The sequence below is a fragment of the Vagococcus silagei genome (genome assembly GCF_004795745.1).
Classification (GTDB): Bacteria; Bacillota; Bacilli; order Lactobacillales; family Vagococcaceae; genus Vagococcus; species Vagococcus silagei.
The window spans coordinates 1-12,387 of the sequence record NZ_SDGV01000015.1 but is presented as its reverse complement, the minus strand read 5'-3'; the positions used below and the strand labels follow the sequence as shown (position 1 = coordinate 12,387).

Annotated in this window: 19 protein-coding genes; 2 read left to right on the top strand and 17 right to left on the bottom strand. The window is 34.1% G+C overall.

The genetic code is table 11. The features are described 5' to 3' along the window. Positions 1-23 precede the first annotated feature (23 nt). Positions 24-206, top strand: coding sequence for a hypothetical protein (locus tag ESZ54_RS06450; protein WP_136136848.1), 183 nt, complete (start codon positions 24-26; stop codon positions 204-206). A gap of 139 nt (positions 207-345) precedes the next feature. Beyond that, on the top strand, positions 346-468 hold the full coding sequence (locus tag ESZ54_RS12755; RefSeq protein WP_275426544.1) for a hypothetical protein: 123 nt from the start codon (positions 346-348) through the stop codon (positions 466-468). Between the two features lie 53 nt (positions 469-521). On the opposite strand, the gene rluF is transcribed toward ESZ54_RS12755, so the two are convergent. The 17 genes from rluF to ESZ54_RS06365 all read right to left on the bottom strand — a co-directional run bounded on the left by rluF (position 522) and on the right by ESZ54_RS06365 (position 12,269). Then, positions 522-1,262: a 23S rRNA pseudouridine(2604) synthase RluF gene (rluF, locus tag ESZ54_RS06445; RefSeq protein WP_204249519.1), complete on the bottom strand. Its 741-nt coding sequence runs from the start codon at positions 1,260-1,262 to the stop codon at positions 522-524. A gap of 207 nt (positions 1,263-1,469) precedes the next feature. Then, positions 1,470-1,865, bottom strand: a complete 396-nt coding sequence (locus tag ESZ54_RS06440; protein WP_136136847.1) for a YxeA family protein — start codon at positions 1,863-1,865, stop codon at positions 1,470-1,472. A 160-nt stretch (positions 1,866-2,025) separates the two neighbouring features. Further along, positions 2,026-3,144, bottom strand: a complete 1,119-nt coding sequence (locus tag ESZ54_RS06435; protein WP_136136846.1) for an aminotransferase — start codon at positions 3,142-3,144, stop codon at positions 2,026-2,028. A gap of 170 nt (positions 3,145-3,314) precedes the next feature. Then, positions 3,315-3,851 carry a GNAT family N-acetyltransferase gene (locus tag ESZ54_RS06430; protein WP_136136845.1) on the bottom strand — a complete coding sequence of 179 codons (537 nt, stop codon included), beginning with the start codon at positions 3,849-3,851 and terminating at the stop codon, positions 3,315-3,317. A gap of 10 nt (positions 3,852-3,861) precedes the next feature. Beyond that, positions 3,862-4,458, bottom strand: a complete 597-nt coding sequence (locus tag ESZ54_RS06425; RefSeq protein WP_136136844.1) for a TetR/AcrR family transcriptional regulator — start codon at positions 4,456-4,458, stop codon at positions 3,862-3,864. Positions 4,459-4,591: 133 nt separating this feature from the next. Further along, positions 4,592-5,092 carry a GNAT family N-acetyltransferase gene (locus ESZ54_RS06420; protein ID WP_136136843.1) on the bottom strand — a complete coding sequence of 167 codons (501 nt, stop codon included), beginning with the start codon at positions 5,090-5,092 and terminating at the stop codon, positions 4,592-4,594. A 27-nt stretch (positions 5,093-5,119) separates the two neighbouring features. Continuing rightward, positions 5,120-5,764, bottom strand: coding sequence for a CatA-like O-acetyltransferase (locus tag ESZ54_RS06415; RefSeq protein ID WP_136136842.1), 645 nt, complete (start codon positions 5,762-5,764; stop codon positions 5,120-5,122). Positions 5,765-5,928: 164 nt separating this feature from the next. Next, on the bottom strand, positions 5,929-6,345 hold the full coding sequence (locus tag ESZ54_RS06410) for an ATP-binding protein (protein ID WP_136136841.1): 417 nt from the start codon (positions 6,343-6,345) through the stop codon (positions 5,929-5,931). Between the two features lie 36 nt (positions 6,346-6,381). Next, the gene (locus ESZ54_RS06405) at positions 6,382-7,047 is read right to left on the bottom strand and encodes a histidine kinase dimerization/phospho-acceptor domain-containing protein (protein ID WP_136136840.1); all 666 of its coding nucleotides are present in this window, start codon (positions 7,045-7,047) and stop codon (positions 6,382-6,384) included. After that, positions 7,048-7,695, bottom strand: a complete 648-nt coding sequence (locus ESZ54_RS06400) for a response regulator transcription factor (RefSeq protein ID WP_136136839.1) — start codon at positions 7,693-7,695, stop codon at positions 7,048-7,050. Positions 7,696-7,712: 17 nt separating this feature from the next. Then, a complete protein-coding gene (locus ESZ54_RS06395; RefSeq protein WP_136136838.1) occupies positions 7,713-8,297 on the bottom strand; it encodes a hypothetical protein in 585 nt (194 codons plus the stop codon). Between the two features lie 132 nt (positions 8,298-8,429). Next, complete coding sequence (locus ESZ54_RS06390; RefSeq protein WP_136136837.1) at positions 8,430-8,954, bottom strand: hypothetical protein; 525 nt, start codon at positions 8,952-8,954, stop codon at positions 8,430-8,432. A 36-nt stretch (positions 8,955-8,990) separates the two neighbouring features. Next, positions 8,991-9,620: a FusB/FusC family EF-G-binding protein gene (locus ESZ54_RS06385; protein WP_239433759.1), complete on the bottom strand. Its 630-nt coding sequence runs from the start codon at positions 9,618-9,620 to the stop codon at positions 8,991-8,993. 181 nt (positions 9,621-9,801) lie between these two features. Further along, on the bottom strand, positions 9,802-10,350 hold the full coding sequence (locus ESZ54_RS06380; RefSeq protein WP_136136835.1) for a bifunctional transcriptional activator/DNA repair enzyme AdaA: 549 nt from the start codon (positions 10,348-10,350) through the stop codon (positions 9,802-9,804). A gap of 22 nt (positions 10,351-10,372) precedes the next feature. After that, the gene (locus tag ESZ54_RS06375) at positions 10,373-10,870 is read right to left on the bottom strand and encodes a methylated-DNA--[protein]-cysteine S-methyltransferase (RefSeq protein WP_136136834.1); all 498 of its coding nucleotides are present in this window, start codon (positions 10,868-10,870) and stop codon (positions 10,373-10,375) included. Positions 10,871-10,893: 23 nt separating this feature from the next. Beyond that, entirely contained in the window at positions 10,894-11,781 is an 888-nt protein-coding gene (locus ESZ54_RS06370) for a DNA-3-methyladenine glycosylase 2 (RefSeq protein ID WP_136136833.1), read from the bottom strand. Between the two features lie 89 nt (positions 11,782-11,870). Further along, positions 11,871-12,269 (bottom strand): GNAT family N-acetyltransferase, encoded by a 399-nt coding sequence (locus ESZ54_RS06365; RefSeq protein ID WP_136136832.1) that lies wholly within the window; start codon positions 12,267-12,269, stop codon positions 11,871-11,873. Between the last annotated feature and the right edge of the window lie 118 nt (positions 12,270-12,387).

Below are 12,387 nucleotides of genomic sequence, written 5' to 3'. Positions count from 1 at the left end.
ATCACACGATGAGGAGTTTTTAGATGTCACTTAAACGTTTTGTCCAATTATTTATTTGTTTCTTTGTTGCAATTCTTATCCCCTTTGCAATGATTCAATTATTAAATATTGCATCATTAACAATACAATTCTTACTCTATGTCATTCTTGGTTATATTATTTTAACGTTACCTTTAACCTTGATGACTTTACGTAAAAATAAATAAAAACTTCGCCTAACTCATATTGAGCGGCGAAGTTTTTTTCTCAGAACAATACGTAAAAAATACACGCTTATTAGTTTGGTATTTTTTAGCTGCTCTTGGGAAACTTCAATTTTACCACTCAATCGAAAAAGCCGATTGAATGAGAAAATCTCCAGTTTCTGCAGAGCAATACGCTAAAAAATACACGCTTGTTTTAGTTTGGTATTTTTTAGCTGCTCTTGGGAAACTTCAATTTTACCACTCAATCGAAAAAGCCGATTGAATGAGAAAATCTCCAGTTTCTGCAGAGCAATACGCTAAAAAATACACGCTTATTTACCATTCTTTTTCTTGGTAGTCTAAGTCGTCAAATAGGCGGCTTTTTTCTTTTTTAGATAAGTAGCGCCATTGTCCTACGGGTAAGTTACCTAATTCAATGTTCATAATTCTTAATCGTTGTAAGCGACAGACAGTGTAACCTAGCGCCTCACACATCCGACGAATTTGACGATTTAATCCTTGGGTTAAGATAATTTTAAAATCAAATTTTGACAATTGTTCAACTTCACAAGGCAAAGTTTTTGTGCCTAAAATTTTAACACCTGCCGCCATTTGTTCTAAAAACTCAGGTGTAATTGGGCGATCAACTGACACCACATATTCTTTTTCGTGACGATTTTCGGAACGTAAAATTTCATTGACAATATCGCCATCATTCGTTAATAAAATTAAGCCTTCAGAATCTTTATCTAAACGACCAATATGAAAAATTCGCGATGGGTAATTAACTAAATCGACAATGTTTCCTTTCACGTTTTTTTCCGTTGTACTTGTGATGCCAACTGGTTTATTCAAGGCAATGTAAACATTGCTTTTTGGCGCAATATAAAGTTGATTGCCGTCTACACGAACATCATCTCCTGGTTCGACTTGACTGCCAACTTTTGCTTTTTTTCCATTTACATAAACGCGTCCTTGCTCGATTAACTTATCGGCACCGCGTCGAGATGCTTTTCCTGATTCACTGATAAATTTATTTAAACGCACGTAGTCACTTCCTTCTTTTGTTCTCATCATTCATCTAAACTATACGTCATAATCACTATAATGCAAGTCACTGCTTTGAACAACTAAAAAAACTAAAATAAGTAAGTTATACTCTCTTAACTGAGAACTAACGGTGTCATCAAAAGTCTTCGGCATAAAAAAATCACAAAAATTTATAAAAAAATCTTTGTGATTTTCGTCTCCATATCTTGAAGTTGAACACTTAGTCACAACTTCTTATAATGTTTCCATTTTTGAAAGTACATTTTTGGGAATATCTTCTTTTTGAACTTCTTCCCATGTTTCAACGAAACGACCCTTCGTATCTAATTTTAGATAGGCTGCTTCTTTTAATTTATCACCTGCATAGTAAGATAGATCATATGCTTTACCACTTTCTGATACGACCTTTTGATGATACATATAGCCACCAGGTTCTTGTTTTTCTGACTGTTTTCCATCAATTTTCACATAAGATGGTTCTTTTTTTATTAATAGATTAAAACGGTCAAATTGTTGACCTAAATCATTATCTGCGGTTTGTTTTTGGCCTTGCGTCAACATAGAACCCACGATTGGTGCTCCCACTCCTAGACCACCTACTATAATTAATGTTAGTAATATTTTTTTCATTTTCACGACCTCCTGTATAACTAAATCATAACAAAGAGCATGTTATTAGAAATCCGCCTTCTGTCCTATTTTTTAGCTAACCAAGAGATGTATATTTTACTCAGACTAAAAAAAGAGGCTACAATGTCAGAACATCATAGTCTCGATATAAGGAGCAAATTTAATCAAATTTTCTTAGGTAGCCAGATAATAATTCTAACCCTTTGATGAGTGTTTCTTTCTTACAGCAATACCCCACACGTGCATGTTGTGGGAAATCAAAAGCGTCACCCGGAATTAGTAAGACTCCTGTATCATTTAATAAGTCTAAACAGAATGAACGATCATCTTGAGGAATATCAAATTTAATAAATGATGTCGATACGTAATTTGGCACAACTAAGCTTACACGGGGTTCTGATTCAACCCAATCTGTCAGAACTTTTAAGTTTTCAGCAACAATTTGTTTATTGCGTGCAAGAATTTTATCTTTATTTTTAAGCGTATGTACTGCCAATTCATCATTAATCACGCCACCACAAATCATCGTATAGTCGCGGTATTTTCTAAATAGATCTGCTAATTCTTTATTAGTCGCAGTCCAGCCAATTCGAATACCAGGTACTGAATAAGTTTTTGATAATGAGTTTGTTGAAATTCCTTTATCATATAAATCAACGATTGAAATGTGATCTGTATCTGCTGATAATGGGCCATATACTTCATCAACTAACACGTATGCACCTGATGTTTTTGCGATGTCGATAATTTGTTCTAACATCTTTCGGTCAATTTGAGTACCTGTTGGATTATTGGCACTATTTAAACAAATCATTTTCGTATTTGGACGAATTAATTCTTTTAATTTTGCTAAGTCAAATTCCCAATTTTCTTCTTCTTTTAATTCAACAAATTCAACTTCTGCTCCAAATGAACGAGGAATATCATAAAGTTGTTGATAAGATGGCAGCATTGAAATCACGTGATCACCAGGTTCAATCAAAGCATATAATGCTAAAAAGTTCGCACCTGTTGTTCCATTTGTTTGAAGAATATTATCTGGATCAACATTTTTATATAGTTTAGCAACTTCTTCCTTAAAGGTATCTGAACCTTCAATCCAACCATAGTCTTGAGGCACTTTACTTAAGCGACCAAAGAATTCTTCAACTGTCGTACCATCTAATGCTAATAACTCTTCAAGAGTAAAAGCTTCAACCGAACTTTGTGAAATATCATATGTTGCTTTTTTTTCCCATTCATTTAACCATTCTTCAACGCCAAAATTTGCAATATCCATAACATTGCCTCCTATAAATTCGGAATCATATTCAATCTGAATACGGTTTCACTTTAATGTTAAAATAAAATAACTTTTAATCTCCTATCTCTCAGTCTAACATAGACTAGTAGGATAAACCGTTACAAATTCGACAAAATAAAAACAAACTAGCAAACGTTTCGCGTTTTCTAGTTTGTTTCAAGTTTAGCTTCATCTTTTAGTAATCCCATTAAGATGACATCATGGTATTGTCCATCGCGATAAAGAGCTTCACGTGATTGCCCTTCGACTTTAAAACCAATTTTTTCATATAAACTAATCGCATTTTGATTGAAAGAAAAAACTTGAAGTGATAAACGATGTAAATTCAGTTCACTAAAGGCATAATGAACCAGTAACGACATTGCTTCAAATCCAATTCCTTTTCCCCACATTGACTTATCCCCAATGTCAATCACACATTCTGCCGAACGATTTTTAAAATCAAGATTGATTAACGACACCACACCAATTGGCTTTTCATTTTCTTTTGTCTCAATCATATAACTTTTGGCATTAGCACTAGTTGAAATCATTGTGACAAACTCTTCTGTCTCCATTGAAGAATATAAATCTAAATACGGACTTGTGCTGCGCATCACACTAAAATCATTACGCCATTCATGATAACTTTCCGCATCTGCTGGTACTAATTTTCTAAATTTAATTTTCTCACCGCTAAACATATTCATTCCCTCATTTCAATAAGATTCTTTTTATTTGTTCTTTTAAATAGTTGATAAGTTTTTGATTATTCATTTCTTCTTGACCATTTACATAGTGATTTAAAAGAATGCCATCTATTTGGCACAGTAACAATTCAACAAAGTTTTTCACGTCGATTTTCGGTTTAAATTCGCCTGATTTGATACCCGCCTCAATAAAGTTTTCAACTTGCGAAGTTAGTTTTTTACGTCTCTCTTCAAGGTACGGTATCTCATTTTTTGTATGTGCTAAAAAATACTCAGAAAGAGCTTTACCAATTTGACAAATAGAAGCTTCCGTAAAAGTAAAACTTTGATCTACCCAAGTGAATAAATTGGAGAGTGCGGTTTGCTCTGGATTTACAACAAGTTGGTTTTTAGGCAAATCGTCAATATACTGTAAGACACTCAAAAATAAATCATCAATATTATTAAAATGTGCGTAAACGCCTCCTCTCGACATACCCGTCGCTGTCATCACGTCTTTCATTGTGGCGTGATTGAAACCTTTCTCAGAGAAAACAGAAATACTTTTGCTAATAATAAGTTGTTTTCTCTTTTCTGCATAAGTTAACTCTTTTTTCGCCATTACATTTCACCATCATCATTTTTTAGACACCCGTGTCTAAAATAAATTTAACACATTTAACTTTAGAGCACAAGTAAAAGCTTTGAAAATCAAAAAAAGAAACCTGACATCATGTGTCAGATTCCTTATTTTCCTACATATCATAAAGTGTACTAAAAATATCATTTTTATAATCATCAAATTCATGTGATGGAACTTGTTCAGGATAACTCATCACATATAAAGGTACTTCCGCTTCACCTTCTCTTAGTGGTGGTTGTGCGTAGTCAACTTCATTTAAGTGATAACCAAGATTTTCATAGAAAGAAATGCGACGTTTGGCATTAGTCGTATCTGGGTGTTCAACTTCTAAAATAATTGGTTTTGAAGTGTCTTCCATAATTTCAGACATGAATTTCCCACCAATTCCGTGACCTCTCATGCTTGAGTCGACTGCGAAATGTTCGATAAAACGACATGTTTCTAAATTCCAAATAGCCATAAAAGCAATTATTTTATCATGATCATTTCTCTTTATCACTAACTCATAATTCGGATGATCCAAAAGTTCTTTTTGTTCCTCATAAATACGTCTTTCACTCTCAGGAAAGGCCTGTTCCATTAAATCATGTATTTCGTCAAAATGTTGGTGCATAAATATCCTCCTAAATAGTCAATTTGGCTAATCAAGCCAAGTTCTAGCCTCCGCAGCTAATTGCGCTAATTCTTCTATAAATAAACTCGCATGATACCCGTCACAGACAGCATGATGAACTTGCAAAGAAACCGGCAACATCACCCGTTCTCTCTCAGAATAGTATTTTCCAAAGGTTGTGATTGGTAATAGAAAGCTTTTATTATTAATATTTAAATTAAATTCCGTAAACGATTGCCAAGGAATCATTGAAACCGGAAAAACATTTTCTGGAGTAAGTATATTTGTTTGACTCGTTTCATTCAAAAAGGCTTTTTGATCAGCTAAATAATTTTGATGAAACAATGAAAACTTATCGTGATTCTCTAACCATCTCTCAGAAAAAAGCTTCGTTTCTTGATTAAAAACGGTGAATGCTGGATGCATTTCGTCCCATGTTCCAAGCTTGTCTTCTGAATTAATAGTTGTTCGAAATTCTGAATGTTGATTGATCACTTTTGTCACCATAAAAAGTAATGCTGGGTAAAGTTTATAATTTTGTTTTTTTAAGTGTGCTAACAAGACTGTAATATCAATTGGAACCGTCATACTAAAACTCGTTTGACTTTCCATATATGAATCAAAGTAAGGTTTTCTTTCCCAAGTGTCTTGTTTAATTTCAATAAATGTCATATTTAATGCCTCCTAATTAATTTGTCTACAAATTAAGAGGCTGCTTTAACTGTTTTGATCACCTATAATTCTCCTTTCACAAAAAGAAAGTACAGCTCTATCATAGCTGGAATCCAATATTTTGTCTAGAATCCCTTTCGATAAGTGCTGTACTTAAGATATTTTTAAAAGACTAATGTAACCTTCGTTTGATTATGCGCTGATTCTATGTGAATTTTCCCATTGTGGAGCTGCATAATTTCAAAACAAATAATAAATCCCTGACCAGTGCCACTATATTCATGTGGTTGTAATTGCTTGCCTCGATTCATTTTTTTTAATGTTGAACTTGGAATTGTTGGACCATCGTTTACGATCAACACTGTCGCGTCAATTATTTCAACAGTTGCACTTTGACTGACACGATAGGCGTTCGCAAGTAAATTATCAATTAAACGCAAAATCAAGATAAGGTTAACCTGAACATCTGTTTCATGGTTAACAACGACATTTAGTAGATCATACTTTTCCTTAAACTCTTCAAAAATTGACGACATATAAAGTGACTCTTTGAGGATGTCTCCTTCTCGTAAATCGCCCATTAACAATAATTGTTCGATGACTTCTTGCAGCGAGTTTTATGCCTCGTAAATCTCACTACTCATTGAAATCTTCTGTTCTTCACTTGTTTTCATACGCATCATCATATCACTATACCCTTTAATCAAAGTCAATGGTGTTCGCAATTCATGTGACAAATTTTGAATGGGGCGGTATATTTTTTTCATTTGGTAATATAAAAAATAAGAAAGCAAACTTGATATAACGATACCAATCAAATAGGTCACACATACTTTCTGCCAGTAAGCTGAATAACTTTTTGAAATATTCTTTCTAAAAGTAACGTCCATCACACCATTTTTTGTTTCCATTGATTTATTAATAATCAACACTTGATGCTGTTTTACTTTAACTAAGTCGATTTTTTCTTTCGTTTCAATCGAGAATTCTTTCAGGTTTTGCGGCGTATTAGCGAAAATAACCTCATCACCTTTACGAACATCATAGTAAAATAAAAGTTCATTTTTACTCGTTTCGATAATGTCAGTTACCATATCATTTTTTCGATCAATTGCTAACTCATCCACGATTAAGTCACTTGACTGAACTAAATTTGTAAAAAAAATCGTTTCATTTTTAAGCATGTGGACATACTCCACCATTAAGTTTAGTGTCACCCCACCTAGTATTAAACTTAAAAAGATAGCACTAGATAGATAAAAACTCTTCTTCCAAAGTTTCAATTAATCCACATCCAATCGATAACCAACTTTAAAAACAGTATTAATATGATGCTCTAATTCGAGCTTTTTACGCAATCTTTGAACATGAACATCCACCGTACGGTCATCACCTTCATAATCTATTCCCCACGCTTGGGTAATCAGTTGTTCTCGCGTTAATGCGATATTTTGATTTAAGATAAATACGGCTAATAACGCGATTTCTTGTGGGGTTAGATCAATGACATTTCCCTCGAAAAGAACTGTTCGTTGCTCAAGATTCACTGTTAGTTTGGCTACTTTAAAAATTTCTTGCGTTTTTTTTCGTCTCAAAATAACGTTAATTCTTGCAATCAACTCTTCTAACGCAAAAGGCTTAATAAGATAGTCTTCAGCACCTAATTCTAGTCCAGTCACACGATCTTCAATACTATCACGCGCAGTTAAAAACAAGACTGGAATCTCATCAAATGATTCAATCAGTTTAAATCCATTAATATCTGGTAATTGAACATCAAGCAAAATCACATCAAACTCATTTTCCTGAACAAACTTCAATGCTTGAAAACCAAAGAATGCCTGACAGCACTCAAAACCAGCTGCTGTCAAACCTTCTTTGATTAGATTATTTATTCTTTTTTCATCTTCAACTATTAGTATTTTTTTCATTTTTTTTACTTTCTATTCTATTTTATTTTTGTAAATTCTTGACTAAATTTTTCCTTGATTTCATCAACAGCTTCTACTGTGAGTGTTCCTTGATTACCTTCCGGATTTATACCATGTTTCTCACAAATTTCTTGGATGATTTTTTCTGTGTCTTGATTAGGGGTAACTTGATTCAATGCAGATAAAACATCTTCCAATGAAGGTCCTTCTAAATCATTCTTTTCCTTTGCATTTTTGGTCAAAATAGGTACTTCTGAATTTCGATCGATAAAATTCATCGCATCTAAAAATTCAAATTCCTCTTCAGTTACTTCTTTATTTGTTATTACTTGAGGATCACGATTAAATTTATCTTTGAATTTTTTCATTGCTTGTTCACTATATCCTAAACGACCCACATACCAATCACTCACACTCATACTTTCGTTATTTGATAAATCTCTAAGCGCAATATCCAAAGAGGCTTTTGTTTTTTGTTCTTCCTTAAGCTGTTGATTTGAAAAAGTGCTTTTTTCAATCTGTGACTGCGCAAATAGTAAAATACCTAGACATACCACTGTGACCAATCCTGTTATCCAGACCATTTTCTTTGTTACTTTCATTGTAATCACTCCTCTTCTTATTTGGTAATTAAATTATATCGAGGTGATATTGCCAAGTTGTAAACAAAGGGGCAATAAATGGAAAATTATATAAAAAAAGTAGACATCTCTGCCTACTTCATCTTAATGTGTTTATTTAATTTTGACAATGTCTAAAGTATCGACTTGTTTAGGTTCTGAGATAGAAAGGCTTGCATCTTGAAAAGTTTCGATACTAACATTATCACCTTTTTTTAAATCAGAAAACTTAAAGTCTTTAAACTGTTTTTCTGAAAAGAAAAACTCAACTTCTTTACCTACTTTATCTTTAAATAAATTATTTTTGTCATTTTCAATATTATCTAATTTCACAGTCACTCTGACTAAATCTAAACCACTATCTGGTTTTGTCATAATATCGTTAACTTTACCATTTAACAAAACTAATGGTTCATCCTTAGCAATTCTAGCTTCTTTTTCCTCGATTTCTTTACGTGCGATATCATCTGCATCTTTTTGCGCATCGTCAATTATTTTTTGATTATCCGCATCAATCGATTCACTAACTGACGTTACAGTTGATTCTTTACTACTTTTGACGTTTTCATTATTTTTTGTACATGCTGATAAGACAGCAATCGTAATCAAACTAACGACAAAAAAGCCATATTTTCTCATCACTAACTTCCTTCCAAAAACGTCTATTATGTTGTGCTACTTATCGGTAACAGTATGATAAAAATCATGTAAATGAGATAAATCATGCATCTGTTGGTTACATTTCACGCTATCTTTACAGATATAATTTCCTTTTTTAGTATACGTACCGTCACCTGAACTTTTAGTTGTGCTTAAGAACATCGCAACATTATCCACTTGGTGGCAAATCGAGCACACATTCTTGATAACATTTGTTGACATAACGCCATAAAAACCTACTAACTTATCATTTTCATAAAAAGAAATATATTTTCGCTGCGTCCCAATATCGTCCCAGGCTAAGTAATTTAACTCCTGTAAATCTAATTGATCCCAATTCGGATATTTCATTTTCTTAACTTTACGAAAGACTTTCTCAAGTTGCTTATCAGAAACCTGTTTAAATGGTTCAACTTCTTCTTTAATAGTTTCAAAAAGTGGTACGGCTTTTGCATTTGTCAACGTCACGTCAAGATACGACAGGCAAATTTTTTCATGTAGTGCTTCACCTAAAACTGGTCGTAATTGCGATGTCACCATCTCTTGAGACGTCATAATGACATCTTTATCACTCACTGTTTTATAGATGTTGATCAGATTTGAAATTTGATTTTTTACTGTATTATATTCATATGGTTGTAGCATATTATTTTCCTTCTCTCTCATAAGTTCTACGATACTTTGAGGAAAATAATGTTTTTTTCGTTCAAAGTATCAGTTAATATTGAAACCTTGAACACGAGATAAAGATGATAGTATCATCTCAATCACCTCCTAATTTGTGGAATTATCATACAATGATTTGAAAAAAAAGTAAAGATTTTTTTCATCTACCCTGACTTTCACGAAACTTTTTTGGTGTATCATGATAAACCGCCTTAAATTGTTGGACAAAATATGACACATTTGGGATGCCAACGCTCTCAGCAATTTCAGCGATCTTTCGATTGGTATGACTTAACATATCTGCTGCTTTTTTTAAACGAATCGACATCAATCGTTGCTGTGGTGTGACACCTGTTTCAGCCTTGTAAACATGCCTTAAATAGGATTCAGAGCCATGAGCCAAGTACGAAAGTTCTCTCAAAGATAGAGGTTCACTATAATGTGTCTCAAGAATCGTATCAATTTCTTTAACCCACACTTGATTGCTAACAGTCTCGTTTAAAGGTTGACACCTCTTACACGGCCGAAACCCGTCTTTAAGAGGGGCCTCTTTTAAATAATAGACATCCACATTATCTCTTTTAGGTAAACGTGATGGACACGACGGTCGACAAAATATTTTCGTACTCTTAACGGCGTACCAAAAAACGTCATCGTACGTCTTATCATTTGTTGAAATAGCTTGCCATTCTTGATCTGAAACAGTCATGTAAAATCACTCACTTTCTCAACTATCGACCTTCAATTTCTAGTAATGCCACTTTACGATCTAATCCTCCCGCATAACCAGTCAAGGCTTGATTAACTGCAACAACACGGTGGCATGGGATAATGATTGAAATTGGATTATGCCCCACCGCTCCCCCCACCGCTCTAGGAGATGTTGGTTTATCCGGATAAAGTCGATTTAGCTCCTCAGCAATTGCTTTATAAGTTGTCTTTACACCATATGGCACTTGACTTAAGACTTGCCAAACACGTTTTTGATATGGTGTTCCTTCAGGTGATAGCGACAATGTTTGTGAATCAACGCAGTCTCCATTAAAATAAGCATCTAACCACAGCATCGTTTTTTTCGTCGTCTCAGACGTTTCTGTCGAGATGTCTGTTAAATTAAATTTCCCACCGTAATATTTTTGCTCAGCAAACCATAACCCAACAAGCGCATCTCCACGTAAGAGACCGACCATTTCGCCAAGTGGTGACTGATAATAGAATTTTGATAACATTGAAATCCCTTCTTTCTTAAACTTTAATACAAGACGCGCCAAATATAAAATGTGGCATAACTACACCATTCACCAAACTGATCTTTAAGTGCTAACAAGTCTCCTGACGTTGGTTTTTCATCTAATCCACGGATTGTTTTAATGCCATTTAACAAACCAATATCTTTCATCGGAAAAGCTTCACCCATCCTCAAACATCTCATTAACACATAATTCGCAGTCCAAGGACCAATCCCGCGTATTTTGATTAAGTCTTTTTCAGCCTCTTTTGCTGAGTCACAGTTAAGATAGTATGATTTACTCATTTCTCCCGATGCCACACGTCTTGAAACATCTAATAAGTATTCTGCTTTTCGTTGCGTTAAGCGTAAAGACAATAAGTCTTCTTGCGTTGTTTTGGCAACATCTTCTGCTTTTGGATGAATCCAATAAACCTCATCTTGATACTCAATTTTTTTCCCGTATTTCTCCACAAATCTTTTCTTTAATGTATAGGCAAAAGACAAATTAATTTGTTGACCTAAGATTCCCCAAACAAGCGCTTCATAAAAATCAGGGACACCTACCAAACGCAAGCCATAAAATTGAGGAATCAGTTCAGCCAGTAATTCGTCCGTTTCTGCGAATTGATAGAAGGCTTCCAAGTGATAGTCTAAATCTAACCACTCCGAGATATAGTCAGCAATTTCTTGCTCTCCAATTGGTGAAACTTTTTGATGATTCAAAAATGTAACACAAAGGCACTTATCCAGTTCATCATAAGTGATTTCACAGATTATTATTTTCCCATCAACTTCAAAGGCTCGTCGCACGCGGCCATCAATCACTTGGTACATCGGCTCTAATGCATCTCGGTTTAAGTAATCAAGAATTGGCTCCCATTTGAATGGCTGTGTCACAATAATTTTCACAGACAGTCCTCCTCGCTGTGTTCGAATAAATAAATTATAACAGCCTTTGACACAAAAAAATGTCAGTATCTGGCTTTTTATTTTTCTTGCTACCTTTGAATAGGATAATTCATCCCAACTGTAAATGTCTCAAATCCAAGCGTTTTGTAAAAATCCTCTAAATAAGCTTCACACAACAACTGCGGATAAATTCGGGCATCCACTAATTTATCAACCAAATAATTCACAATTTTTCCACCAACACCTTCACCTTGATAATCTGGGTCAACGCCAACACCACAAATTAATCCTGTGATGACACCATCAGATAGAATACGGCCTGTTCCAATCAGCTTAGCGCCATCATAAACAGAAAGTACAAGCCAACTTCCTCTAAACATTTGTTCTAGCTCAACAGATGTCAACCCTACCTTATCCCATTCTAAGCGTTGATATAATTGTGCGATCTTATCAATTTCTTTTGGCACACCTTCTTGGTACGTATACATCCTTATCCCTCTTTTTCATACTATTTCTTTCATTGAGCAAATTTCATAATCGTAATGCCTTGATACATTAACGTTCTAAAAGCAATAAAAATAAGAACCTCCCCATCTGTTATAATTA

Bases quoted from the DNA above. Each gene is read 5' to 3' on its own strand.
- ESZ54_RS06450 (WP_136136848.1), top strand. From the start codon at position 24: ATGTCACTTAAACGTTTTGTCCAATTATTTATTTGTTTCTTTGTTGCA.
- ESZ54_RS12755 (WP_275426544.1), top strand. From the start codon at position 346: ATGAGAAAATCTCCAGTTTCTGCAGAGCAATACGCTAAAAAATACACG.
- rluF (WP_204249519.1), bottom strand. From the start codon at position 1,262: ATGATGAGAACAAAAGAAGGAAGTGACTACGTGCGTTTAAATAAATTT.
- ESZ54_RS06440 (WP_136136847.1), bottom strand. From the start codon at position 1,865: ATGAAAAAAATATTACTAACATTAATTATAGTAGGTGGTCTAGGAGTG.
- ESZ54_RS06435 (WP_136136846.1), bottom strand. From the start codon at position 3,144: ATGGATATTGCAAATTTTGGCGTTGAAGAATGGTTAAATGAATGGGAA.
- ESZ54_RS06430 (WP_136136845.1), bottom strand. From the start codon at position 3,851: ATGTTTAGCGGTGAGAAAATTAAATTTAGAAAATTAGTACCAGCAGAT.
- ESZ54_RS06425 (WP_136136844.1), bottom strand. From the start codon at position 4,458: ATGGCGAAAAAAGAGTTAACTTATGCAGAAAAGAGAAAACAACTTATT.
- ESZ54_RS06420 (WP_136136843.1), bottom strand. From the start codon at position 5,092: ATGCACCAACATTTTGACGAAATACATGATTTAATGGAACAGGCCTTT.
- ESZ54_RS06415 (WP_136136842.1), bottom strand. From the start codon at position 5,764: ATGACATTTATTGAAATTAAACAAGACACTTGGGAAAGAAAACCTTAC.
- ESZ54_RS06410 (WP_136136841.1), bottom strand. From the start codon at position 6,345: ATGGGCGATTTACGAGAAGGAGACATCCTCAAAGAGTCACTTTATATG.
- ESZ54_RS06400 (WP_136136839.1), bottom strand. From the start codon at position 7,695: ATGAAAAAAATACTAATAGTTGAAGATGAAAAAAGAATAAATAATCTA.
- ESZ54_RS06395 (WP_136136838.1), bottom strand. From the start codon at position 8,297: ATGAAAGTAACAAAGAAAATGGTCTGGATAACAGGATTGGTCACAGTG.
- ESZ54_RS06390 (WP_136136837.1), bottom strand. From the start codon at position 8,954: ATGAGAAAATATGGCTTTTTTGTCGTTAGTTTGATTACGATTGCTGTC.
- ESZ54_RS06385 (WP_239433759.1), bottom strand. From the start codon at position 9,620: ATGCTACAACCATATGAATATAATACAGTAAAAAATCAAATTTCAAAT.
- ESZ54_RS06380 (WP_136136835.1), bottom strand. From the start codon at position 10,350: ATGACTGTTTCAGATCAAGAATGGCAAGCTATTTCAACAAATGATAAG.
- ESZ54_RS06375 (WP_136136834.1), bottom strand. From the start codon at position 10,870: ATGTTATCAAAATTCTATTATCAGTCACCACTTGGCGAAATGGTCGGT.
- ESZ54_RS06365 (WP_136136832.1), bottom strand. From the start codon at position 12,269: ATGTATACGTACCAAGAAGGTGTGCCAAAAGAAATTGATAAGATCGCA.